Source organism: Spirosoma sp. 48-14, assembly GCF_001898575.1.
GTDB lineage: Bacteria > Bacteroidota > Bacteroidia > Cytophagales > Spirosomataceae > Spirosoma.
Map to the genome: position 1 here is coordinate 66692 of NZ_MKUD01000086.1, position 23720 is coordinate 90411.

The following is a 23720-nucleotide window of genomic DNA, read 5'->3' on the forward strand; positions in this document are numbered from 1 at the left end:
CGGTTAAACAAGATCGGACTCAGAATGATTTGCTGGCGACTTACACCGTTTCTTCTTCCTCTACAGGCCGTACGCGGTCAATTAGTTCTTTTACTTTGGCGACATCCTTGATACCCGGTTCGATCTCTACCTGGCTGTTCACATCTACGCCGTACAGCTTCATGCCTTTCAACGTGTCCAACTGGTTGAGGTTATCTAACCCAATACCACCGCTGATGAAAAAGGGCTTTTCGTTGTCGTATCGGCTCAAAATAGTCCAGTCGAAAGTGATTCCATTGCCACCGGGTTGGTCGCCTTTGGCATCGAACAGGAAAAAGTCGCACTGGGCTTTGTAGTTGTTCAGCATCGAAAAGTTGAACGATGAGTCGACCCGGAACGCTTTGATGATGTTAATGCCACGATTTCGTAAGCTCCGGCAATAGTCAGGTGTTTCGTTACCGTGTAACTGTACATACTGAAAATCATACTTTTTTACTGTCCGCAGAATGGTGTCCGGGCTGGCGTTAACAAACACACCTACCTTTCGTATGCTGCGAGGCAGCGATTTGACCACTTCTTCGTCCAACTCTTCACCGACAAAACGGGGGGATTGGTCATAGAAGATAAATCCGATGAAATCTGGGTGTAAAGCGGCAATTTCTTTCAGGTTGTTTGGGTCGCGCAGACCGCACACTTTGATTTTCATGAGCTGTACAAGTTTGTAGAAGTGGACATGCGTGAAGTAAAGTCAGTGACTATATGTTGTAAGGCTGCGGCAGGGTCGGCCGTTTTCATGAACGCTTCGCCAATCAGAAACCCATCGAAACCAGCCCGAAATAAGGTCAGCATCGTGTCAGCATCATGTAGCCCGCTTTCGGTAATCTTGGCAACCGTGTCAGGAATTCGCTCAACCAGGCGTAGCGATGTATCGATCGAGGTTGTGAACGTCTTGAGGTTGCGGTTGTTGACACCTACCAGATCAACATTGACGTTGAAACTTCGGTCAAGCTCTTCCTCGTCATGAACTTCGAGCAATACCTGTAAGCTCAGATCATGGGCTTGCATACTGAGTTCTCCAACTTCTTCGGGTGATAGGCAGGCGGCAATCAGCAAGACCACATCGGCTCCCCAGGATTTAGCTTCCAGCAATTGGTATCGATCAATCACAAAATCCTTACGCAGAATCGGGGTCGACGGATTGGCCTGACGAGCTGCCTGTAAATCGGCAGGTGTGCCGCCGAAAAAAGGCTCATCGGTCAGTACCGACAAAACGGCGGCCCCGGCCCGAACGTAACCCTGGGTCGTTTCGGCTACGTCGGCCGTATCATTGATAATGCCTTTGGAAGGCGACTTACGTTTGAACTCCGCAATAATCCCCGACGAGCGAAACTCCTGAACCGCATCCCGAGCCGACAGGCCCATTCGCTTAAAGTCGGGCATTTGTTCCAGCACCGCTATTGGCGTGGCTTCTTTCCGCTGGGCTACTTCGATTCGCTTTTGAGCAATGATTTTATCAAGAATGGTCATTTCCGAATGAATGAATAATGAGTAATGGATAATGAAAAATGGTGGTTTCTAGGCAAGCTCACTTTTCATTGTGCATTATGCATTGTCCACTGTACATTATGTATGGATTAATTTTTTAAAACTTGCCAGCGCTCGACCACTTTCCAGCGATTCGCGGGCGATGGCGACGGCTTCTTCCTGAGTTTGAGCCTTTCCAGCTGCTAGTAGGGCCATTGCCGAGTTGGCTAAAACGGCTTGCTTTTGGGCGGGAGTTGCTTCGTCATTCAATACATTCATAAAAATTTGCGCCGACTCATCCAGCGTCTGGCCACCTGCCAACGATTCGGGTGTTAAGGTATCCAGTCCTAACTGCTCTGGTTTTACGACCTGTTCGGTCTGATTACTAATAACTTTGAACGGCCCCGTTAGCGAAATCTCATCGTAACCATCCAGCGCGTGCAAAATCATGAATCGCTTGTCGGTTTGCTGATAAAGGTACGCATATAATCGCGCCAATTCAAGGCTGAATACCCCAACAAGCTGTTTTTGAGGCTTGGCAGGGTTAATCATGGGACCGAGTACATTGAAAAATGTTTTTACCCCCAAATCCTTTCGGATGGGAGCTACATTTTTCATGGCGGGGTGGAAGAGGGGAGCGTGCAAAAAACAGATACCAGCCGTTTCCATTTTGCGTTGTAACTCGCCCACATCGTTGGTGAATTGATAGCCCAGCCGTTCCATCACCGTCGACGAACCTACAAGTGACGATACGCCGTGATTCCCATGCTTGGCTACAGATTGACCTGCACCCGCAACGACAAAAGACGATAGTGTAGAGATATTGAATGTGTCTTTGCCATCGCCCCCGGTGCCGCATAAATCCATTGGGTCGTAGGCCGATAGGTCGACCGGAAGACAGAGTTCGAGCATTGCATCCCGGAAGCCTTCCAGTTCTTCAAGCTTCAGGCTACGCATCATGTAAACCGTCAGAAACGAAGCGATCTGTGCTGCGTTGTACTGGCCCCGACCAATGCCCAGCAATACCTCACGGGCCTGGTCTTTTGTCAGCGACTTGTATTCAAATAGGTGATTTAGAATGGCTTTCATACGCAAATACTGTGTAAAAGCAGAATTAATGGTTAAGCTGTTCGGGTTAATTGAAGCATTTGGTAAGCTCCCTTTTGAAAATGATAGGGAACGTTTACGATTTCTGCCTGAATGTGTTGATCCTTACAGGCAGCCAGAACCGGATTCAAATGAGGTGAAGGGCTACCAGCAAGCGAGATCAATGGAAAGATTCGAACCTCATTCGCCACGCGCATTAGCTCCTGGATGGCTGTCTGGTGGAACGCTTCCGATAAATGGTCTGAATACAGAAATAGCAGGTGTGAACACAAGGCCAACTCAAACGACTGGTCAGAAAAAGGCAGGTTGGGTAAGGCATAGGCCAGGTAGCGACCTTGTTGTTTGCCGGTTTCGTAGTCAGTCAGAAACTGATTCATAGCTTTCATCCGCTCTTTTCCCAATTCATCTGTATTCTGGAAAATAGTCCAGTTATACTGCGCTTCCTCTTTTTGTACATTTTCGATAACGGTAGGGTAGGTAGCCTCAATCCGTTTTTCAATCTCCTGAGCCGAAAAAGCATAAATGGGGTCAATTGAAACAATGGAACCACCAACCGCTGTTTGTTCCGCATTAAAACTGGCTGGCCCATCACCTACGCCCAGTATCCGCTTGCCTAAATCGGCATCGGTGAGGTTGAACATTCGTCGATACTCCTCCCGTGATCGGCCCCAAGGGACAATTTCGGCCAGCTTCATATCGCCAACCAGTTTTCAATCATTTTCACCCCGTTTTCGGTTAGTACCGATTCTGGGTGGAACTGTAGTCCGCGCACATCATACTGTTTGTGCGATAAACCCATTACCCGGCCGTTCTCATCCACAGCTGTAATTTGAAGGTCGACAGGCATCGGGTTGGGCATCACTGTCCAGGAGTGATAGCGGCCAACCGTCAGCTCGTCGGGAATACCGGCAAACAGAGGCTCGGAGCGGTCGGTAATGGTAGCGCGGTGAGCAATGCCGTGGAGTACGTCACCAAGATTTTCGAGGGTTGCGCCGTATACTTCGCCAATGCCCTGATGGCCCAGGCATATACCCAGAATGCTTTTGGTAGGCCCGTATTCGCGAACCAGATCCTGCATAATACCCGCTTCGGAAGGGATTCCCGGCCCTGGCGACAGCATGATTTTGTCATACTGGTCAACGGCTTCCAGGGCAATCTTGTCGTTTCGAATCACATCGGGTTTATGGCCCAACTCCCGCAGGATGTACACAAGGTTGTACGTAAACGAATCGTAGTTATCTAAGACTAAAAGTTTCATAAGTAATGCGGGTGGAAACCCGCTTTAATGATCTGATTACGGGTTTCCACCCGCATTACAATTGTTTTGCCTGCTCAATGGCGGTACGAAGAGCCGCCAGTTTGTTGTGTACTTCCTGCAATTCGCTTTCAACGACCGACTTGGCCACGATGCCTGCTCCTGCCTGATAATACAGCGTATTGTCTTTGCTCATAAACGTTCGGATCATAATGGCGTGGTTGAACTCCCCGTCGAAACCCATGTAGCCGATACTACCCGAATAAAAACTACGGCTTATGTTTTCGTAACGATCAATCAACCGCATCGCCATGTGTTTGGGTGCACCGGAGAGTGTACCGGCCGGGAACGTTTCGGCTACGATCTGGAGTGGATCGGCCGATTCGGTCAGGTCGCCCACAACTTTGGATACCAGGTGGATCACGTGCGAGTAGTATTGCACTTCCTTGAATGTCTCGACTTTTACCACATCACAGTTGCGGCTCAGATCATTGCGAGCGAGGTCGACCAGCATCACGTGTTCGGCCGATTCTTTGGGGTCGTCGTACAGTTTTTGCGCCAGTTCGGCATCGTGAACATCATCGCCCGTACGTCGGAAGGTTCCGGCGATTGGATAAATGGTCGCCTTTCGATTCTTTACCACAATCTGCGACTCGGGCGATGAGCCGAAGAGTTTATAATTGCCATAATCGAAATAGAACAGGTAGGGAGACGGGTTCAGCGAACGAAGAGCGCGGTATACATTAAACTCATCACCATTAAAAGGAGTTGAGAATCGACGGGAAAGAACGATCTGGAATACATCGCCCCGGTAGCAGTGGTCTTTTCCTTTCTGAATGACTGCCCGAAACTCGTCGTCCGTAAAATTGGATTGCTCAGGTCCGGCGGTATTGAAAGAGTAAATCGGATAATTACGGCTCGTGATCAGATCGCTGATATAATCCAGCGTGCTTTCTGGCTCTGTGTCGCCATCGCGCAGGTAGCTATGCTCAAACAGGTGAAGCTCGTCTTTGAAATGGTTGATGGCCAGTACATAGCGGTATACCGTAAAAACAGCCGCCGGAATTTGATTTTCGGTCGGTACTGGCGCTTGTAAAGTTATATCTTCAAAACCTTGTACGGACGGGAAGCCGAAGTAGCCGAATAAGCCATTGGTAATAAAGGGAAACTTCGACTTTTCATGTTTAAAACAGTCTTTAAACTGCTGCAATGCTGGGCGCATTTCCTGGATAGGTAGCTCGCGTATTTGTTCCGATTCGCCGGGCAACTGTACGGTCAGGTGAGCGTTGTCGTACGAAAAGCGGGCTACCGGATCGAAAGCGATGTAGGAGTAACTATTGTCGTTGCCGTGGTAGTCTGAGCTTTCGAGCAGGATACTGTTCAGGAAGCGGTCGCGTATGCGAAGGTAAATGCTTACGGGCGTGATAATGTCGGCCAGCATCCGTTTATGGCAGCTAACAATGCGGTAGGTTACTGTTGGCGAGAAGTCGGTTGTCATGCTATTTGTATCGGTCAATGGTTCAACGGAATGAAAAAAAATAAGGCTCACCGGGATGACGGTGAGCCTTTAGCAATGTTTGTTGGTAAACAACAATAGCGGCAACCCTCATCCCAACGTAGGAGAGTGCCACCACCAAATCATGTTGTTAACCGTATTATTCATTTTATTGATAGCCACCTAAGTGGTCATTTATTGTCAGTTGCTTGGTCGGGGTGGCGGGATTCGAAGGCGGACGCGCCCCCGGCCACGATCTCTACTTCCCAAACCTATCCCACTACCAGATTTAATTTCCTGGTCGGGGTGGCGGGATTCGAACCCACGACCTCTACGTCCCGAACGTAGCGCGCTACCAGGCTGCGCTACACCCCGCATTGAGGGCACAAAGATAAACGGATTATTTTCGTTCGGTCAAGCGGTAGGGCGTTTTTTTCTTTATCACATTTCGAGCATACGTATCCGAATGCTTTTATTCTCATTCAGGTCGAATGCCGATTGGTCGAAATCGGGTGGGCCCATGAGCATAGCTACATTCGAAAAGCCAAACGGTTCGGCGGGCATTTGACCCGAAAAGTCCATTTTCTTGTTGTCGTTTAAATCCTGAAAAAGCCGGACAGCATATTTCCCTGGAGCTAATCCCTCAAAGACGCAGGTAATTTCGCCGGAGGCCGGTACGTCGATTACTTTTCTCTGAAGCGACTCACCACTAAAATTGGCTGGCGTGTTGGCAAGTCCAACGTATAATTTCCCCGTTCGGTTGTTGACATTATGAATCACTACCGACAGTGAATAGGTATTGCTGACTGTTGCAGAGGAGGTGGCCTGCTGGGCCAGACAAGGCTTACTAAGGTTAGTAAGGAAAAGAATAGAGGTGAGAATAGTTGTGATAATCGTTTTCATAGCTGCGTGTTGATTAGTTCGACAGCACAAACATAAAGGGACCTGTCTGCCCCTACAAATTGGTGGGATAAATCGCACGATTTAGGGACAAACAGCAATAGATGTACCTTTTTGACAGGATTAACAGGATAAAACAGGATTACACTAGAGACATCAATCCTGTTTTATCCTGTTAATCCTGTCAAAAAAGAAAAGCGTATCTACTCCAGATTCAGTGTCAGATTTCCGGTTTTTGTGTATCGGATTTCCTCTTCGGCCAGCATAAGTTTTAAGGTTTCAGCCAGCGCATTGGTATCGGTATACGCAAAGTGATACGCCAGTTGTTTAGGGGATACACCCGGTCCATTTGCCAGCGCAACATAGTCTCGTACCTGTTTACGGATGGTCTGCGTGACGGCTTCCGATGCTTTTTTCTGTTTCAGGCAATTATCACAAATACCGCAGCGCTCACCGGGTTTTTCACCAAAATAGGCTTGGAGTAACCGCGTTCGGCATTGGGTTGGGTGCTCGGTGTACGTAATGGCTGCCTGAACCTTTCGGAGGGCCAGTTCTTTCCGTCGGTTCAGTTCCTGTACGTTGATGGGTAACGTTGTTGCGTCGAAGCGAGGGGTAAGAAATGTCAGTTGGGGTTTATCCTTCTGTTTTTCATAGACGACCACATTTCGTTCATGTAATTGCTTCAGAATCTGCTCGATTTCAGGCTGATTCAGCAAAAACGTTCGGGCCAGCGTCGATTCTGAAATTGTAACAAAATCGCTAAATAACTCGCCCCCGTACATCCGTAGTAGCAGCTTTAGAAACGAATCATACGTTGGATTCATCACCTGGAATTCATATAACTGCCGATTGTCGAGAACAAACGTTAGACGGGAAGGGTGAAAATAGTTTTCAGTAAGCTGGATGAACCCTTCGAGTTGCAGTTGTTTCAGGGCGTAATGGGTTTCCTGTGGTGGTAGGTTGAACGTATTGGTAAATGCACCCAGGTCGAAATCGTAACTGCTGAACTCTCCTCCACCAACTGGAACCGCTGTGTAATTAGCAAGGGCCTGATATACCCGCCGAAGCATATCAACTGGCTGATAGAGTTGTTCTACCCGAAGCTGAAGTTTGTCAAGGTCGTTGGGTGAGTAGAGCATAACGGCATATGCTTTCTGACCGTCGCGCCCAGCCCGACCGGCTTCCTGATAATACGCTTCCAGCGAATCAGGGACATCCAGATGGACCACAACACGGACATTGGGTTTGTCGATTCCCATACCGAAAGCATTGGTAGCGACCATAACGCGGGTGCGGTCCTGAATCCAGGCGTCCTGTTTGTCTGTTCGTTGCTGCGTTGTTAGCCCAGCATGGTAAAAGTCTGCCGAAATACCCTGCCGACTAAGCCATTGAGCTATCTGTTGGGTTTGTTTCCGGCTACGAACGTAGATAATGGCACAACCCGGCACGTTTTGCAGTACACGCAACAGTCGCGACTCTTTATTTTCTTCGGCTACGGCCGAGTAAGAAAGGTTCGGGCGAGCGAAGGTTTGCCGGAATATGGTTGGTTGCCGCAAAGCCAGCTTATCGACAATATCCGTCTGAACATCGGGCGTTGCTGAAGCCGTCAGGGCGATAATGGGCGTTTCGGGAATAAGCTGGCGAAACTCCGCAATTTGCAGATAGGGCGGGCGGAAATCGTACCCCCAGGCCGAAATACAGTGAGCCTCGTCGACAGCCAGCAAACAGACTGTCATTTGTTTTGTACGCTCGATCAGGATTTCGGTTCGCAGCCGTTCGGGCGAAACGTAGAGGAACTTGGTATTGCCGTAAATGCAGTTGTCCAGAATGGCGTCGATTTCGCGGTAATGCATGCCCGAATACACAGCGGCTGCTGGAATGCCTCGTCGTTGCAACTGTTCGACCTGGTCTTTCATGAGCGCGATGAGGGGCGTTACTACAATACAAACGCCTTTCATGGCCAGGGCTGGTACCTGAAAACAAATCGACTTACCCCCACCAGTTGGCATCAGCACGAGTGAGTCCTGACGGGCCAGCGCCGTGTTGACCACATCTTCCTGCATGGGCCGGAAGTTGTCGTATCCCCAAAAGTGCTGTAAAATCTGCCGGGTTGTCAAAGTGATTTCGGTTTATAGTATTCAGTTTTTGGTAGGCAGGCGCAAACCGAATACCATGAAGCGCGAATTTACGGTTTGAAAACAGAAGTTCGGAGCGGGTGGTTTTAGGAATAGCACTAAATTCGTACAGACCAACGGAAAAGTATTATGATTCAGAAAGTCATTAAATCGGACGAAGAGTGGCGTAAGATTCTAACGCCGGAGCAATATCGGGTAACGCGGGAGAAGGGTACAGAGCGGGCCTTTACGGGTGAGTATTGTGAAGCCCACGATCCGGGTATCTATGCCTGCGTATGCTGTGGGACCGAATTGTTTGAGTCGAAGAAGAAGTTTGAGTCGGGTACGGGCTGGCCAAGCTTTACCGAACCTATCGAGGAAGATCGGATTCGGTTAGAGAAAGATTTCAGTCATGGTATGGTCCGGGTTGAGGTATTATGTAATATCTGCGATGCTCATCTCGGCCATGTATTCAACGACGGTCCATCGCCTAATGGGCTGCGCTATTGCCTAAACTCGGTGGCGCTGGTTCTGAAACGGACTACTGAAACGGCTTAATTCGTTTTCATTTGCGGTCATTAGGTAGTCTTTAGTGGCTATCAATAATTGACCACCTAATGCCCACAAATGACAATAAACGGACGATTTTATTCTGCGGCCTTGTTAATCAGCAACCAGAACCGAGATTTGTATGGATTGACTAATACCATTGATATGAAGTACGGGAAGTGGCTGGGATTGCTTGGTCTGATTGGTTTTTTGGCAAATCCGGTACTTGCTCAAAACGTGTATTCATCAGGAGGATATCCAGGCGTGGTTGCTCCACATAGTTTCACGCTGGCCGGGTCAAAAATCAACTATTACAAAGACAACCGCGAAGTATCGACGCATGTGTCGGCTCCTGAGGCTTTTCTGAAACGAGTAGGAGCCAACGGTCGAATGGCTGCCCCCAAAGCCCAGTTTATTGTCGATTACACCAACTTTACGGCCGAAGCCCGAACCGCTTTTCAGTATGCCGTCGATATCTGGTCAACATTGATTTCTTCGCCCGTACCGATTCGGATTAAAGCGAACTGGATTTACGATGAGCCTAATTTATTGGGTTCGGCAGGTCCGGCTTCGTACCGATATAATGTGGATGGCGCCCAGAAAAACTTTGCGTTTTACCCTATTGCGCTGGCTGAAAAAATTGCCCGTCGTCAACTGAACGACCCAAACGATGCGGATATAGTCGCTGATTTCAACCGGAACAACGATTGGTATTACGGTATCGATGGAAAGCCACTGAAAAACCAGACCGATCTGGTTACGGTCGTGCTCCATGAGCTGGGTCATGCCCTGGGGTTTATCGGTTTTTTTGGATTGGTGGGCGACAATGGAGTATATATGGAAGCGTTCCCCTCGGTTTATGACTATTTCCTGGAAACCGGGCAGGGGAAGCGGTTGGTCACCTCAACGAAAGATTTTCCGAATAATTCGGTTGAGCTAAAATTCCAGTTGGCGGGTTATAATCTTTACCTGAATGGCGCAAATTTGAAACAGGCATCTGCTCAGCAGATTAAAGTCTGGGTGCCTTACGAATACACCCGTGCCAGCAGTATTTACCATCTGGACGAACGGGAGTATCCACCGGGCAACATCAATTCGCTGATGACCCCGAAACTGGCACTGGGTGAATCGATTCATACGCCGGGTCCACTGGTGTTACAGTTTATGACCGATCTGGAATGGAAAACCACATCGGTGCTGCATGACCCGATCAAAAATACTGAAGAACAGAAAGATCTGGTTTTTAGTACCCGTGTTATTAGTGATACGACCCTGATGCCCGGATCGGTCCGATTTTTTTACCGAAAAAAAGCGCCCACGGCAACCGATACGACGTTTTCGTTTGTGGATCTGACACAGGTGGGTACGACCAATGAATACCGATATACAATGCCGGCTGCACAAGCCAACGGCGATACCTGGTATTACTTTCAGGCGCAGGATTTGCTGGGGCGATCGTACACCAATCCGGGCAAAAGCGTTGCGGGTGGGCAGCTCTGGAATCATGTGTTTGTGGGCCCCGATAATTTGCCGCCAACCATCCGGTATAGCCCATCGAAAAATGCGATATTCTCAACAACAGTTGCCGATAGCCTGCCGATTTACGCCCGTATCTCTGACGATCGAAGTAGCGTAGCCAGTGCTTCTGTAGAGTATCAGATCAATGGCGTTTCTCAACCTCCCATAGCACTCCGGTATAATCCGCTAAAAATCAATACTATCGAGGTCGATAGTGTGTATGCGGGCCGGATTGACTTCCCGGCCAATTCGCTAAAAGTGGGCGATAAAATCACCTATCGAATTATTGCTCAGGATGCAGCGCGGGCTAAAAATCAAGCCGTAAGTCCAGCATCGGGTTTTTATGAATTGACCGTAGTAGCTCAAAAGCCGGTGGTGGAGCAGTACATCAATACGTTTGACGCTTCGTCATCTGCTGGTGATTTTGCCGGTTATGGGTTCAGTATCGCTACGCCAACCGGGTTTAGTAACCCTGCTATTCATTCAGAACACCCGTATCGCAATGGAAGCGATCTGCTGTTACAGACTAATTACGAATATCGGCTGTTGTCGCCCATTCGCATAAAAGCTAACCCTGATAGCGCAACCATTCGTTTCGATGAAATTGTGCTGGTTGAACCGGGCGAAACGGGTAGTAAACTGGGCGACGCGAATTTCTACGATTACGTTCTTGTAGAAGGATCAAATGATAACGGCCAGACCTGGAAACCGCTGGTAGATGCTTACAGCTCCGTTGACAAGAAAGAATGGCTGACCTGGTATAATCTGTACTTAACGGGAGGAGCTTACAACGAGTGGAACTCGGAAGCGGTAGGAACTCCGGCGCTTTATCGACAACGGCTCATATCGTTGCTGAAACCTCAAAGTGCATTTAAAGCGGGCGATCAGATTCTGGTTCGGTTTCGGTTGTTTGCCGATCAGTTGTCGTATGGCTGGGGATGGGCTATTGATAACCTGCGGATTCAGGCGCCCCCTCCGCCTGTTGTATTGGGCGTCGATCCGGTTAGCGCAGTAACGTTTGACGTATATCCTAATCCGGTAAACAATGGTCAACTACGTCTTCAGGCTGATTTCTCCAAATCGATTGCCGAAGTTGGGCTTACGATTCGTAATTTAACCGGGCAATCGTTACGGCAACAGACCATTAAACTAGGTGGACAAAAACTGGATAAGCGGTTGGATGTAAGCGATCTGCCTGATGGATTGTATTTCGTTCAGTTGACCGCAGGTGGTGTAGTGCTAACAAAGAAGATTATTATAGCAAATGGAGAGTAACACCTGAGTTCCCATGATGAAAGCTTGCCTGCCATTTCTGCTGATCTGGATTATTGTAGGGTGTTCGCCTGCCCGACGTATCAGCCGTGATTTACGTAACAAACCGATCTATACCGATCATTTTACGGGTGTTGCCCTGTATGATCCAGTTCAGCAACGGGCGCTCATTCAGCACAACGCCGATAAACCCTTCACGCCCGCATCGAATACGAAACTGTTCAGTTTTTACGCGGGGCTGCTTTCTCTACACGATTCATTACCGATTCTTCGCTATGCTGTTCAGGGCGATTCGCTGATTTTCTGGGGCACAGGAAATCCACTTTTGTTACACCCCGATTTGCCCGACACAACGGCACTGGCTTTTCTGCGGAATCGACCTGAACGTTTGTTTTTTTCGCCAGCTAATTACGATGGGCCCCGTTTTGGACCCGGCTGGGCCTGGGACGATTACAACGACGATTATTCTCCCGAGCTGGCCCCGCTGCCTGTTTATGGAAATGTAGTCCGATTCAGGAATGGAAAAATTAGCCCCCGCCGACTGGCCGATAGTGTACAGATTATTTCGGATGGGAAAGCGCCCGCAGGCATCCGAAGAGCTGAATTCAGTAACCAGTTTACGCAGTCGATAGGAGGGAAGCCTGCCCGGCAGGATGTGCCGTTCCGTTGGTCGGCAAAGTTAGCGGCCCAATTGCTGGCCGATACCTTGCATCGGCCCATTTCCGTGGTGAATATGCCTGTTCCGGTTACTGCCCGATTGCTGCGTGGTTCCTCAACCGATTCGTTGTACAAACGGATGTTATACGTAAGCGATAATCAGTTTGCCGAGCAGGTATTATTTATGGTGTCGGCCGAGCGAAATACCCGGCTTCTGGCACCTGTTTCTGAATTGGGTCGGCTGGTAGATAGCGTTCTTCATTTTCCGGCTGCTCCTGAGGGGCACTCGCCCATCCGTTGGGTCGATGGGTCAGGTCTGTCGCGATATAACCTGTTTACGCCCAATGTACTGATCGATTTGCTTGGACGTATCTTTACTAAGGTTCCCCAACAGCGACTGTTTGCGTTACTCCCTGCTGCCGGACAGTCGGGTACATTACGCAGTATCTCCACGCCCGGTAAGCCGTATGTATTTGCCAAGTCAGGCTCCATGACGGGCGTGTATAACCTCAGTGGCTATGTTGTGGTGCGTTCTGGTAAAGTGCTTTACTTCAGCATCATGCATAACAATTTTACCCAGACCGTATCCGAGATGCGTCGACGAACAGGGGAGTTGTTAAAGGAAATTCATGAGAAGTTCTGACGGCTCATAGTAGTTATACAGGTTCCTGACAAGGATTCAGTAGGTGCCTGCTCATCTTGAGTAGAAAGCTATTACTTTTACTTCTAGTAACGTTAATGCGTTTAAATAGAGCTTGTTATCTAACTCAACAACTATGCAAACATCTACTTTATCAGCTATTGTAGCTTTATGCCTCCTGTTGAATTTGTCGTCCTGCCTAAATCATGATTCACCTGAATCATTGGCACCTGTACGTCTTCGATTAAAGAATGTACAGGGCAATTCAGTAAACACGACATACACCTACGATAACCAAAATCGACTGGCGACAATTACCAAAGCAGACGGTAGTTTTGGCGTATTTGCCTATGGTGATCCTGATAAAAAATTCGTTAATACAGACGCTGAAAAAGACTTCACGTACTTTATCCTTTATTCAAATCCGGCCGATAGGACAACGGGCGAAATCACTCGGCTACCCCAAACGCTTAACGGTACTAATTTCCAGGCAGATACCTACCCTCTCGTGAATTCAAAGTTATTTCTCTCCTGGAAGAGTAGGTACACTACGTATAGCTTCGACGCTAACAAGCACGTCACCAGCATTTTTAGATATTCAACAGCTCCGACAGGGGATAGCTATTCGTATACGTATACAGGTGAGAATATTACAAAAAATATAACCAGGCTTTCGGGCGGGCATTTTGTGTCCAGTTACACGTTTGACTACGATGATAAAATCAACCCGTTTTATGGATTATTAGATCCGGGTCTTGCTGATATACAGGCTTTTAGTCGAAGTAATGTTGTTACTACTGCCTATACCTCTGAGCCTTCTATTCCAAATCCGGTTACTGCATACAAATACGAGTATAACGCCCAGGGCTTACCGATCAAACGTACAGTTAAACAGGGTGTTAATGTCGGAGAAGTATTGACCTACACGTATGAATCCTATTAGCTAGCGTGGCCACTGCCCCAGAGACTGAATCGCTTTTTGGGAGTTAGACGCTTTTTCGGGAAGCAAGCGTACCGTGAGTGCCGTTTTGCTGCTCGCAGGTAGCGTGACCTCAAAGCCGATCCGAATCGTTCCGGGGTTGGCGGCATCATAGTCGTGGGGCGGCTCGGTCGACCAGGTTTTGAGCGTTACACCCGCAGGCTCAACCACTTCCAGAATGAGCTTCTTGCCGTCTTTGGTCAGCTCCGCTTTATTCCCGCCCAAAAGGCTGACCGAAGCCGGGGTAAGCATAGTCCAGCGAACCGTAGTTTCGGTCGTGAGGGCTTCCAGTTCATCCCGAACTACAACATACGCTTTATCAACAATAGCAACACCCCGAATTGCTTTGGCCAACGATTCCCTGTAGATATCCGACAAGTCAGTCTGTGCGTTTAAGAACGACGGATTTGCTGATGAACGGCTAACGGAAGCTCTGCCCGTAACACGCTGGAGCTGATTATTAACTGTGAGGGTGTTATGCGCTAAGTTGTTGTACCGGAAGATCTGCCACCGTTGCGAATCCTGCTTACTGTTCCATAAATCGACGCCTTTCGATTCCAGCGATTCGTAATTCTGCATTCCAAAATCCATGGCCCAGCGTACGCCGTCGGCTTCCATCACGAATGAGCCAATATCCATGTGCGCGTGATTGACCGAAGGGCTTCCCGTTTTCAGGCCGACAAACAGAGCGGCCGGGTCCGACCAGGATGTACGCATCAGGGCAACGGGGTTCTTGCCTTCCCCAACCCAAAGCATTGTTTTGGGAGCCGTTATGGCCGACATACCAATGCCGTTGCTCCATAGCATAATGGCAGGCAGAAGCCGTTCGCCCGTATGCCGTTTGGGGTCATTGGTCATCAGGCGGTCTCGCTCCACCCAAAGTAACGAAGGGTTGTTCTGCTTCTGGGCGAACCAGAACATGGCTGGCTGTAGCTCACCCGATAGGCCCGAATCTGAATAGTTGAAGGCATTCCCTGACGGACCCGTCATATTTTCCAGATAAGCCGCCGTCTGTAAAAAACCAGGCTGCTTCGACAGGCCGAAGTCACTTCCGTAGGCTTTTTCGAGTGCGCTGATAAGCATCACATTGAAGCTAGTGCCGTAACCCCAGTAGCTGTATCCTTCGGGATACGCTCCGTCGGGACGGTAGTCGCCCATAGGGAGCACAACGGAGTCGATAGCCCGGTTTATAATTGTTTTAGTTAGTCCAGGCTGGTCGTCGGCAATGGCCAGCGCTCCGTAGGCCATGCCTGCATTACAAACCTGGTTCCAGTTGTGCGATGCCTTCAGCCAGCTATTGTACTTCGTGTCTAGCGACGGTTGAATGCCCTTTTTCAGAATGGCATCTTTGATGAGAGATCGGGACTGGTCGGGTAAATCGTTGTAGAGCCAGTCGTATCCGATCGCTACGGCCATTGTCATTTCGGCCACGTCCAGAAAATGCGTCGGGTTCCAGTCGTCGAATGCGGAGAGAGCAAGGAGCTCTTTTTCGGCTCGTTTCAGGTATTTATCCTGCTGGGTCAGCCGCCAGGCGTATGATAAATAAAAGACACGACGCAGGGCCTCACGAGATACGGAAAGCAGCCGACGGCCAATTTTAATACGTTCGAGGGGGGCTTTATCGACGAGTTCATCGCAGGTTACCAGTATGGCCTGATGGAGGTTAGTCCAGGTTTTATCGGCCGCGAGCGTTCGTTTTATTCCAGCCTCTTCACCCGCCAGTAAAAGCAACCGGGGGTGCGCTGCAAGTTTATTGGTATTCGCCAGATGATCGACCTGCGCGTAGAGTGAAATTGTTGTGAGAAAGAATAGGCAAAAAACGCAGAAACAGGTACGATTCATAGCAGTTAACAACGTTAAGTTGAGCGTTACGTTGTATAAGCTGTAAATAAGGGTAGATTACCTATAGCCTTACCGCTTGATGAGTAAATAGACTGGATAGCTTACAATAATGAACCCAATGGCATACATACCGCTCGAAAAATCGCCAATGACAACGCCCACCAGAAAGGCCAGCGAAGCCATCAGTAATAGCCAGGTTGAGAACGGATAGCCCCAGGCCCGCACAGGTCGGGCTAGATTCGGTTCTGTCTGACGCAGGCGAATCAGGGCTGCAAAGGCTGAAGCATAACAAAGCACGAAGAAGAACGTCGCAATATCCGAAAGCTTACCGTAGGTGTTGGTTAAAATCATCAGAATCGATGCGCCAGCCGTAAGCATGGTTGCATTCATGGGCGTCCCCCCTGCGTTGACCTGATTCACAAATCGAAAAAAAAGGCCATCCCGACCCATGGCAAAAATAACACGAGGGTTAAACATGATTTGAGCATTGATAATGCCCATAATCGAGATCATCAGCAGAAACGTAACGACCTGTGCGCTACCGGGACCAAACAAAAGCTGAATCGCGTCAGCAGCAGGTAGTTTGGAGCCTGCCAGCGTAGATACAGGCAATACATACAGCAGGGCCAGATTGACCAGGATGTAAATGCCAATAATCAGCAGTACACCACTAATCATCGACCGGGGCAAATTCCGGCTTGGGTCAACATCTTCTTCTGTAAAATAAGCGGCCGTATGCCAGCCGTCGTAAGTATAGAAAACCGACTGTAGGGCAGCCAGAATACCCAGCCATACGCCCCCTTCGGCCAGTGGACGAATCGTATTTTCGGTTAGAGCCGACTCTTTAGGCGTCACAGCGAAGCACACAATGACAAAAGCCAATAACCCAACGGCTTTCAGCACGCTCATCACTTCCTGCGCCCGACTGGCCAGCCGGACACCTATCGAGTGAAAAGCAACAAAAAGAATCAGGATACCAATGGCAATGGTTTTTTGGTAGGCAACGGCTGAAGGAAACAGTAGGGCGGTATACTCGCTCATGACAGCCGCCCCAAAAGCCATAGCTGATACACTCCCCAGCCAGCTACTGATGCCGATGATAAACCCAGCATAATTGCCAAAGGCCCGGTGTGCAAACACATACCAACCCCCTGCTTTAGGCAACATTGTTCCCAACTCCATTACGGAGAGTGACCCAGCCAGTGCATAGACACCCACAATCAACCAGACAGCAATGATAAGCGTCGGATCGCCAATGTCCTGAGCGATGGGGCCGGGCTTCCGTAAGATACCTGTACCGATGGTTCCGCCGATGGTTACCGCAACGCCAAAGCCGACGCCTAATAATTTCTTGAGTTGATTCTGGGCCATATCGATACGGAGGGTGTTTGCGGGATTCGATTGACAGGGAATTCGCACAACTGCTTTGCACGACTGTAAAATCGCATATGATAAATCGAAGCCCTGATTTACAATGATAGCGAAAACTTTCATCGCTCGGTCAGGTGTATGCGTCAAACAGGCTTCAATGCTGTTTTTTCGTAAGTTTGTCGCTATGAGAATCTTGCTTACACATCCGGCTGTGCTGGTTTTTGTAGGAGGGGGAGCGGGAAGCCTGCTACGATACTGGGCGGGCCGACTGATTCCGGCTACACTTACCGGGCCGTCGTTTCCCAATGCTATTTTGCTGGTGAATGTAGTGGCCAGCTTTGTTCTGGGCGCAGTGGTTGGCTGGGTAATCAATCGGTCGGCGGGCGACGAAATGCGGTTATTGCTAGGGGTTGGATTTTGTGGTGGACTCAGTACATTTTCCAGTTTTAGCTACGATACAGTCTTTCTGCTGCAAAATGGCCGCTTTGCCGCAGCACTGCTTAATATCAGTTTAAATGTGATTCTATGCCTGCTTGCGTCGGCGGGCGGGCTGTTGCTTGGGAAAGGCATATAAACATGAAACACCTGTACATCGCAATTATTTTATTATCACTAATGAGTTCAGCCCTTCAGGCACAGGATATAGCGCGTCGGTTGTTCGATGCACATGACACGTTCAAAGAAAAAGCCCTCATTCACCGTCGGTTTAAACACAAGGATATTATTCCTTTGCTTAATGCACTGGGTAAACCTCTGTCGGTCAGTCAGGCCGGTGAGTCGTTGGAGGGCCGGGCGATTTACAAAGTGAAAGCTGGGACGGGAGCCACGAATATCCTCTTATGGAGTCAGATGCATGGCGATGAAGCTACGGCTACCATGGCGCTGTTCGATATATTTAACTTTCTTCAGGCTAAAAATGACGGTTTCGATGCGCTACGGCAGGCCATTCTGAGCCAGATGACGGTTCATTTTGTGCCGATGCTTAACCCCGATGGTGCCGAGCGGTTTCAACGCCGGACAGCTACCGATATCGATATGAATCGGGATGCGCTTCGATTACAGACACCCGAAGGAGCCCTGCTGAAACAACTGCAACAAACGCTAAAGCCGCTGGTAGGCTTTAATCTACACGATCAGAATCCGCGTTATGGCGTTGGTAAAACGGGTAAGCAGGCTGTCGTGTCGTTTCTGGCGACGGCTTACGATGAAGACCGGAATCTAAACGATGTCCGCCAACGCTCTATGCAGTTGATTGTGGGCATGAACCGCGTTTTACAACAGTTTATTCCCGGACAAATTGCCCGATATGACGATGAATTTGAACCGCGTGCCTTTGGCGATAACATCCAGAAATGGGGTACAACCCTGATTTTAATTGAATCGGGAGGTTACAAAGGCGATTCGGAAAAGATGGCCATCCGGCGACTGAATTTCGTGGCTATTTTAACGGCGCTGAAGGAGATTGCTGATGGATCGTATAAACAGGAGCCCATTGCCGATTATCAGGCTATTCCCGAAAACGGTCGTGCGTTGTTCGATGTACTGATTCGGAACGCAACCGTCATACGCGAAGGTCGCCCGGTTATGGTCGATGTCGGAATCAATCATAATGAGGTTAGCGATGAGGCCGCCCGGACATTTCAGTATAAAAGCGTGGTTGAAGACATCGGTGACTTATCGACTTTCTACGGTATTGACGAGATTGACGCGACCGGATTAACCCTTGTTCCGGCTAAAATTTATCCCGAAACGCTGGATACGGCTACTGATCTGGCTAAACTGGATTTGCCAGCCTTACGACGCGATGGAATTCTCGTCTTCAAAATTCGAAAATCCAGTAAGAAAGAGTTTCCGGTTCAGCCGGTTCATCTGCTGTATGAAGGAGACTTACCGGCTCAGCCGCTTCAACTGGAACAGATCCCTACGTTTCTGCTGAAAAAAGGCGATCAGGTACAGTATCAGTTTGTGAATGGCTTCTGGAAAGAAGTGCCGCCCAACGCTAGTAGCCCACAAAATGGCGTGGTTGATTGACGCGTTGAATAAGTATAATTCAAGCGTAATACTGGGGTAATGTTGGGGTAACAACTGCGGGGTAGATTTGTCCTGTAGTCGGTTGGCTAATTTCCGCTAAGCCATTCTATACATTTTCATATTGGTGTCGCATGAAAGGCCAGGGCTTTGCGCTGGCTTTTTTCTTTGCCTTACCGCCAGGCAAATCTTTGGAGTAAGCAAGAAAAAACCATTGTGGATTGAATTTCTAAAAAATGAAAACGCCCAACTCACAAAAGTCGGGCGTTTTCATTAGTCTGAGAACGTCGATTAGAAATTGAACCGGGCTCCCAGTTGCATTTGCCAGCGCGAGCTGAGCGGATCGATGGAATATGGAGCCGATGGACGCGACCAGGTAAAGGTCGGATCGCCCGTGGCTGGGGTCGATGCAGGTGCTAAACCGATTGACGCCGTCGAATTGAAGGTATTGGGCGAGAAGTAGTAATAGCCCAGTTTCTTGTCCAGCAAATTCAGGAAGTTGATAATATCGTAGCTAATCTGGATCGACTGACGGCCTTTCAGCTTAAACTCGTGCAGGAAGCGCAGGTCCATTGTATTGTTCCAGGGGGTACGGCCACCGTTTCGCTCGGTGAAAGTTCCTTTGCGGGTTTTCAGATACGGATCAGATTCAACAAAGGCCATAAAATCAGTGGCTTGTGTACCTGTTGGCAGTAGTTTCTGCGCTTCGGCCAGATCGCGTGGAATATAGGCCAGGCTGTTAGCCTGCCCTGTACCATCGATGGTTCTATTCACATAACCCCACGAGAATGGTGCTCCTGATTGCAGCGAGTAGAACAGCGTAACCGTAGTAGCATTGCGCGGGTTCCAGACCTGACGGTAGTTAATCGTACCTACAATCCGATGGCGAATATCGAAGTTCGAGTAAGCCAGTTGCGGATCGTTTGGTGTAAGCGACTGGTTCAACTGCCAGTTCGATTCCATCGAGTTTCGAATACCGTTGGTAATATCGAACGATTTGCCGTAGGTATAGGCGGTTGAGAAGCCAAACCCCATCGGGAAGTTCCGCTGAATCTGGCCGGTCAGGCTATAGCGATACCCTTTGTTGGTATTCGTCAGCATGTAGGCATTCGCGAAATTGTTGTCGATGCGTTGAGCTCCGGCGGCTCCACTAGCGGCTACGTAAATGGGCTGTTGCTGCTGCGTGTCGTAGCTGTAGTAACGAACCACATCTTTGGTATTCACCTGCATAAACTTCAGGTCATTGATCACTTTGGTGTACAGCCCTTCAACCGTGAACTTATAGCCACCGATGGTATAATCGACCGCAATGTTGTTACGGAACATTTGGGGCATCTTGAAGTTGTTATCGATCAGGTCGACCTGCGTACGGGTTACCCCACCATTGGCCGGATTGTTGTTGATAAGCAGCCCACCATTCGGAACCAGCGGATCACCAACCAGCTTGGTTGCAGCCGTAGCGTTGTTATTGAAGTCATACGCGCCATAGCCAACCCCGTTGTTGTAGAACGCATACCCTAACCAGGCAAATGGAACCCGACCTGTAAATAGCCCGGTACCACCGCGAATGATCAGACTCTTGTCGCCTTTGGCATCAATGGTAAAGCCTAAGCGGGGCGAAATCTGAACGTTATTCAGATATGAGTTCGTAATCTGGTTCAGCGGGGTGTAGGTATAGGTTTTGCCATAGTTGGCAGCATCGCCCGCCGAAGCTGTTACCTGCGAGCTAAGGGTTGGCTTTTTAGGCAGCCCTGTGTAATCCAGACGGATACCCGGCGACAGTTTGATCCGGTCGGTAAGCTGGATATCGTCTTGTAAGTACAGGCTCAACAGGTTTACATTGAAATGAGCGTAGGGGTTGTTGAATTGGTTATCCAGATTGTTGGTGGCATCGCCAAATGGGTAACTACCCCGAACCCGGTTGGGTAGCTTGGCCAGAAATTCATCGACCGATCGGTACGAAATTCGTCCGTTGGGCGAATTAACAAAGCCATAATCGATTGTGTACAATTCGTTGTGGGTACCCAGCGTGAAGGTATTCTTACCCAGATAGAACGTGAAGTTGTCGGTAACTTCAAACGTTTTCTGGCGGAGATTGAACACAGACGCTTCCCGGTCATTACCCAGGAAAATGGTTCCGCCGTTGTAGCCAATTTCAACCTGTGGGAACGTCCGAATGTTGGAAAGCGTGTTGCGGAAATCGTGTACGCTCGAATAACCAACGATCAGGCTGTTGGAGGCCCGGCCACTGAACTGGGTTTTCAATTCGGCTACGGTGCTGGTCTGGTTGTTCGATTGTTTGAAATCGATGCTACCGAATCGGAAGTTAGCGGCATCGCGCTCCAGGTTCGTTGCTTCCGAAAACACCGTATTGTTCCGAATCGTCAACTGATTTTTGTCGTTGATATTCCAGTCCAGTCGGTTAAAGAATTTGGTGCTGTTGGAATAAATCGAATAGTTGCCAAACGAACCCGCGTCGAGGCCATAGTTCGTTTTTACGAAATCGCTGATCTGCTGAGCCACCGCTGCATCTTTAATCAACGAGCTGGGCGTGCCTGCCTGAAACTGAACAGGATCTTGCCGACGGGTAATTTCTTCGTTGGTAAAGAAGAACAATTTGTTTTTGATAATCGGGAAACCAACCCGAACGCCCGTCTGGTATTCATAAAAGGAACTAGGGAGCTTTTCTTTTGCATCCGAAGCGCCATTCCACGAACCTGTCAGCGTGGCATTCCGGCCAAAGCCGTATACAGAACCCGTTACCTCGTTGGTACCGCTTCGGGTAACTGCATTTACCGAACCGCCGAGGAAGTTACCAAGTCGAACGTCGAACGGTGCTACGGCCACCTGAATATCCTGAATCGCATCCAGACTAACGGGGTTGGTACGGGTGCTGGAACCCGGCTGCCCCGACGTACCGGTTGAGCCACCCAGCGAAGGGCTAAAGCCAATCGCGTCGTTGTTGATGGCTCCGTCGATGGTTACGTTATTATACCGGAAGTTGGTACCGGCAAATGAGTTATTGTTATTGGCCTGGGGCGAAAGCCGGGTCATATCGGTCAGGCTGCGCGAAATAGTTGGTAACCGACGGATGGCTTCGCTGTTGATGCTACTGCCTGCCCCCTGGCGTTCGCCTTCACGGCTGCCTTTGATTACAACTTCGGTAAGGGTTGAACTTGCATCCTTCAGGGTCAGATTCAGATTTGTGGTTTCGCCCAGACGAAGCACAACATCCGATATAGTTTCGGTACTATAACCCACATACGTGACAACCACCTGATAAGGACCTCCGGCATTCATGTTATTGATCCGGAAGCGACCTTCAATATCCGTTACGGCTGCGTACTTGGTGCCGGTTGGCGTATAAACAGCCTGGACGGTAGCGCCCGGCAAAACTTCTTTCTTGGCATCGGTGATAAGACCGCTAAGACCACTGGTTGTAACCTGCGCCCAGGACGCGGAAGCAGTGGCTATAAAAACTACTAGTACTAATAAGGTAGATACGATTGACTTCATTTGCGATAGCGCATTGATTTCGGTGCAAAATTCATGGAAATCAGCGCGCTACGTGTTAACCAAATGTTATGATGATAGTAGACATGGTTAAGAATTTGTTAAGAAAGTCTTCTGATAGATAATGTCCTGATTATACACGCTGGGCGAGAACACGAACGACTTGATTTACCCGGCAACTAAAAATTAATCGGTTGATTCTGTTACTTATCAAAAAAGGTTCCGTCTAATACTCGACTAAGTCGATGAACTTTTGGGGTGTTTTCCAGCGTTCGGCATAAAATGTGTAACGGCATTTGGTATTAAATGAAAAAATGAAATATTTAATACGAAGTTGGATTAGTTTTTGGCTGGTTGTGAATGACTTAGTAATTTGGTGCCTTGCAACATGTGAAGTGCTTCTCTGTAACTCCCTAATATATACGTTTACCCACTAACTACCGTAACAATGATTTCCAAGAAAGCAAAATATGCGATCAAAGCCCTTAAGGTATTGACTGAAGAGTATGGAAAAGGCCCTGTACTGATTTCCTACATTTCAGCCAAAGAAAATATTCCGAAAAAGTTTCTGGAAGCCATTCTGCTTGAACTCCGGAACCACGGTATTCTGCAAAGCCAGAAGGGCAAAGGGGGAGGATATCTTTTGCGCGTCGATCCGAGCCGTGTCAATCTGGCGCAGGTGTTACGGGTTATTGATGGCCCTATTGCACCAACTCCCTGCGTGTCGTTTAACTTTTACGTAAAATGTGACGACTGTGATGATGAGGTGACCTGTGCACTCCGTCCAATCATGGAGCGCGTTCGGGACGCGAATCTGAGCGTCTACGAAAATACGTCGCTATTGACATTCCAGGCAAGGGGAGCCGTCGAAGCCGTTGGGGACGCTAGCCCCGAACTGGCTGAAGCGACGAAATAAACAGTTAAAATAGCGTAGGGGTAACGGAGTTGTCAAACGTAACAACTCCGTTACCCCTACG

The 23720-nt window shown here is 48.9% G+C and carries 18 protein-coding genes and 1 tRNA gene; 7 read left to right on the forward strand and 12 right to left on the reverse strand.

What is annotated here, in order from left to right; translation table 11 throughout:
- Positions 1–40 precede the first annotated feature (40 nt).
- The 9 genes from BGO59_RS34020 to BGO59_RS34060 form a co-directional block, all read right to left on the reverse strand.
- Entirely contained in the window at positions 41–685 is a 645-nt protein-coding gene (locus tag BGO59_RS34020; RefSeq protein ID WP_293691780.1) for a phosphoribosylanthranilate isomerase, read from the reverse strand.
- Positions 682–1506 (reverse strand): indole-3-glycerol phosphate synthase TrpC, encoded by an 825-nt coding sequence (trpC, locus tag BGO59_RS34025; RefSeq protein WP_293691782.1) that lies wholly within the window; start codon positions 1504–1506, stop codon positions 682–684. Before trpC ends, BGO59_RS34020 begins: the two co-directional genes overlap by 4 nt.
- Before the next feature lie 96 nt (positions 1507–1602).
- Complete coding sequence (trpD, locus tag BGO59_RS34030) at positions 1603–2592, reverse strand: anthranilate phosphoribosyltransferase (protein WP_293691784.1); 990 nt, start codon at positions 2590–2592, stop codon at positions 1603–1605.
- Between the two features lie 32 nt (positions 2593–2624).
- Entirely contained in the window at positions 2625–3305 is a 681-nt protein-coding gene (locus tag BGO59_RS34035) for a class I SAM-dependent methyltransferase (RefSeq protein WP_293691786.1), read from the reverse strand.
- Positions 3302–3868: an aminodeoxychorismate/anthranilate synthase component II gene (locus BGO59_RS34040; RefSeq protein ID WP_293691788.1), complete on the reverse strand. Its 567-nt coding sequence runs from the start codon at positions 3866–3868 to the stop codon at positions 3302–3304. Before BGO59_RS34040 ends, BGO59_RS34035 begins: the two co-directional genes overlap by 4 nt.
- 55 nt (positions 3869–3923) lie before the next feature.
- Positions 3924–5363: an anthranilate synthase component I family protein gene (locus tag BGO59_RS34045; RefSeq protein ID WP_293691790.1), complete on the reverse strand. Its 1440-nt coding sequence runs from the start codon at positions 5361–5363 to the stop codon at positions 3924–3926.
- Between the two features lie 295 nt (positions 5364–5658).
- Positions 5659–5735, reverse strand: a tRNA-Pro gene (locus BGO59_RS34050).
- A gap of 66 nt (positions 5736–5801) precedes the next feature.
- Positions 5802–6263 (reverse strand): DUF2141 domain-containing protein, encoded by a 462-nt coding sequence (locus tag BGO59_RS34055; RefSeq protein WP_293691792.1) that lies wholly within the window; start codon positions 6261–6263, stop codon positions 5802–5804.
- Positions 6264–6463: 200 nt separating this feature from the next.
- The gene (locus BGO59_RS34060) at positions 6464–8377 is read right to left on the reverse strand and encodes an ATP-dependent DNA helicase RecQ (protein ID WP_293691794.1); all 1914 of its coding nucleotides are present in this window, start codon (positions 8375–8377) and stop codon (positions 6464–6466) included.
- A gap of 147 nt (positions 8378–8524) precedes the next feature.
- Here BGO59_RS34060 and msrB point away from each other — a divergent pair, with 147 nt between their 5' ends.
- The 4 genes from msrB (at position 8525) to BGO59_RS34080 (ending at position 13953) form a co-directional block, all read left to right on the forward strand.
- Positions 8525–8932 (forward strand): peptide-methionine (R)-S-oxide reductase MsrB, encoded by a 408-nt coding sequence (gene msrB / locus BGO59_RS34065; RefSeq protein WP_293691796.1) that lies wholly within the window; start codon positions 8525–8527, stop codon positions 8930–8932.
- A gap of 69 nt (positions 8933–9001) precedes the next feature.
- The gene (locus tag BGO59_RS34070; protein ID WP_293691798.1) at positions 9002–11716 is read left to right on the forward strand and encodes a T9SS type A sorting domain-containing protein; all 2715 of its coding nucleotides are present in this window, start codon (positions 9002–9004) and stop codon (positions 11714–11716) included.
- 13 nt (positions 11717–11729) lie between these two features.
- The gene (locus tag BGO59_RS34075; protein WP_293691799.1) at positions 11730–13013 is read left to right on the forward strand and encodes a D-alanyl-D-alanine carboxypeptidase; all 1284 of its coding nucleotides are present in this window, start codon (positions 11730–11732) and stop codon (positions 13011–13013) included.
- A 133-nt stretch (positions 13014–13146) separates the two neighbouring features.
- Positions 13147–13953 carry a hypothetical protein gene (locus BGO59_RS34080; RefSeq protein WP_293691801.1) on the forward strand — a complete coding sequence of 269 codons (807 nt, stop codon included), beginning with the start codon at positions 13147–13149 and terminating at the stop codon, positions 13951–13953.
- Here BGO59_RS34080 and BGO59_RS34085 read toward each other — a convergent pair whose 3' ends face one another.
- Positions 13954–15831, reverse strand: a complete 1878-nt coding sequence (locus tag BGO59_RS34085; RefSeq protein WP_293691803.1) for a heparinase II/III family protein — start codon at positions 15829–15831, stop codon at positions 13954–13956.
- 69 nt (positions 15832–15900) lie between these two features.
- Positions 15901–17202, reverse strand: a complete 1302-nt coding sequence (locus BGO59_RS34090; RefSeq protein ID WP_293692195.1) for an APC family permease — start codon at positions 17200–17202, stop codon at positions 15901–15903.
- 184 nt (positions 17203–17386) lie between these two features.
- Here BGO59_RS34090 and crcB point away from each other — a divergent pair, with 184 nt between their 5' ends.
- Both crcB and BGO59_RS34100 read left to right on the forward strand, forming a co-directional pair.
- Positions 17387–17776, forward strand: coding sequence for a fluoride efflux transporter CrcB (gene crcB / locus BGO59_RS34095; protein ID WP_293691805.1), 390 nt, complete (start codon positions 17387–17389; stop codon positions 17774–17776).
- Between the two features lie 41 nt (positions 17777–17817).
- Complete coding sequence (locus BGO59_RS34100) at positions 17818–19233, forward strand: M14 family zinc carboxypeptidase (protein ID WP_293691807.1); 1416 nt, start codon at positions 17818–17820, stop codon at positions 19231–19233.
- Between the two features lie 288 nt (positions 19234–19521).
- Here the strand turns inward: BGO59_RS34100 and BGO59_RS34105 are convergent, their stop codons facing one another.
- The gene (locus tag BGO59_RS34105; protein ID WP_293691809.1) at positions 19522–22746 is read right to left on the reverse strand and encodes a TonB-dependent receptor; all 3225 of its coding nucleotides are present in this window, start codon (positions 22744–22746) and stop codon (positions 19522–19524) included.
- Positions 22747–23191: 445 nt separating this feature from the next.
- On the opposite strand from BGO59_RS34105, the gene BGO59_RS34110 reads away from it, so the two are divergent.
- Positions 23192–23659: an Rrf2 family transcriptional regulator gene (locus BGO59_RS34110; protein WP_293691811.1), complete on the forward strand. Its 468-nt coding sequence runs from the start codon at positions 23192–23194 to the stop codon at positions 23657–23659.
- Positions 23660–23720 lie beyond the last annotated feature (61 nt).

What these genes read in the sequence shown, in the direction of transcription:
- crcB (WP_293691805.1), top strand. Translation starts at nt 17,387, where the DNA reads ATGAGAATCTTGCTTACACATCCGGCTGTGCTGGTTTTTGTAGGAGGG.
- BGO59_RS34090 (WP_293692195.1), bottom strand. Translation starts at nt 17,202, where the DNA reads ATGGCCCAGAATCAACTCAAGAAATTATTAGGCGTCGGCTTTGGCGTT.
- trpC (WP_293691782.1), bottom strand. Translation starts at nt 1,506, where the DNA reads ATGACCATTCTTGATAAAATCATTGCTCAAAAGCGAATCGAAGTAGCC.
- BGO59_RS34105 (WP_293691809.1), bottom strand. Translation starts at nt 22,746, where the DNA reads ATGAAGTCAATCGTATCTACCTTATTAGTACTAGTAGTTTTTATAGCC.
- BGO59_RS34035 (WP_293691786.1), bottom strand. Translation starts at nt 3,305, where the DNA reads ATGAAGCTGGCCGAAATTGTCCCTTGGGGCCGATCACGGGAGGAGTAT.
- BGO59_RS34075 (WP_293691799.1), top strand. Translation starts at nt 11,730, where the DNA reads ATGATGAAAGCTTGCCTGCCATTTCTGCTGATCTGGATTATTGTAGGG.
- BGO59_RS34040 (WP_293691788.1), bottom strand. Translation starts at nt 3,868, where the DNA reads ATGAAACTTTTAGTCTTAGATAACTACGATTCGTTTACGTACAACCTT.
- BGO59_RS34020 (WP_293691780.1), bottom strand. Translation starts at nt 685, where the DNA reads ATGAAAATCAAAGTGTGCGGTCTGCGCGACCCAAACAACCTGAAAGAA.
- BGO59_RS34045 (WP_293691790.1), bottom strand. Translation starts at nt 5,363, where the DNA reads ATGACAACCGACTTCTCGCCAACAGTAACCTACCGCATTGTTAGCTGC.
- BGO59_RS34070 (WP_293691798.1), top strand. Translation starts at nt 9,002, where the DNA reads ATGACAATAAACGGACGATTTTATTCTGCGGCCTTGTTAATCAGCAAC.
- msrB (WP_293691796.1), top strand. Translation starts at nt 8,525, where the DNA reads ATGATTCAGAAAGTCATTAAATCGGACGAAGAGTGGCGTAAGATTCTA.
- trpD (WP_293691784.1), bottom strand. Translation starts at nt 2,592, where the DNA reads ATGAAAGCCATTCTAAATCACCTATTTGAATACAAGTCGCTGACAAAA.
- BGO59_RS34085 (WP_293691803.1), bottom strand. Translation starts at nt 15,831, where the DNA reads ATGAATCGTACCTGTTTCTGCGTTTTTTGCCTATTCTTTCTCACAACA.
- BGO59_RS34080 (WP_293691801.1), top strand. Translation starts at nt 13,147, where the DNA reads ATGCAAACATCTACTTTATCAGCTATTGTAGCTTTATGCCTCCTGTTG.
- BGO59_RS34055 (WP_293691792.1), bottom strand. Translation starts at nt 6,263, where the DNA reads ATGAAAACGATTATCACAACTATTCTCACCTCTATTCTTTTCCTTACT.
- BGO59_RS34100 (WP_293691807.1), top strand. Translation starts at nt 17,818, where the DNA reads ATGAGTTCAGCCCTTCAGGCACAGGATATAGCGCGTCGGTTGTTCGAT.
- BGO59_RS34110 (WP_293691811.1), top strand. Translation starts at nt 23,192, where the DNA reads ATGATTTCCAAGAAAGCAAAATATGCGATCAAAGCCCTTAAGGTATTG.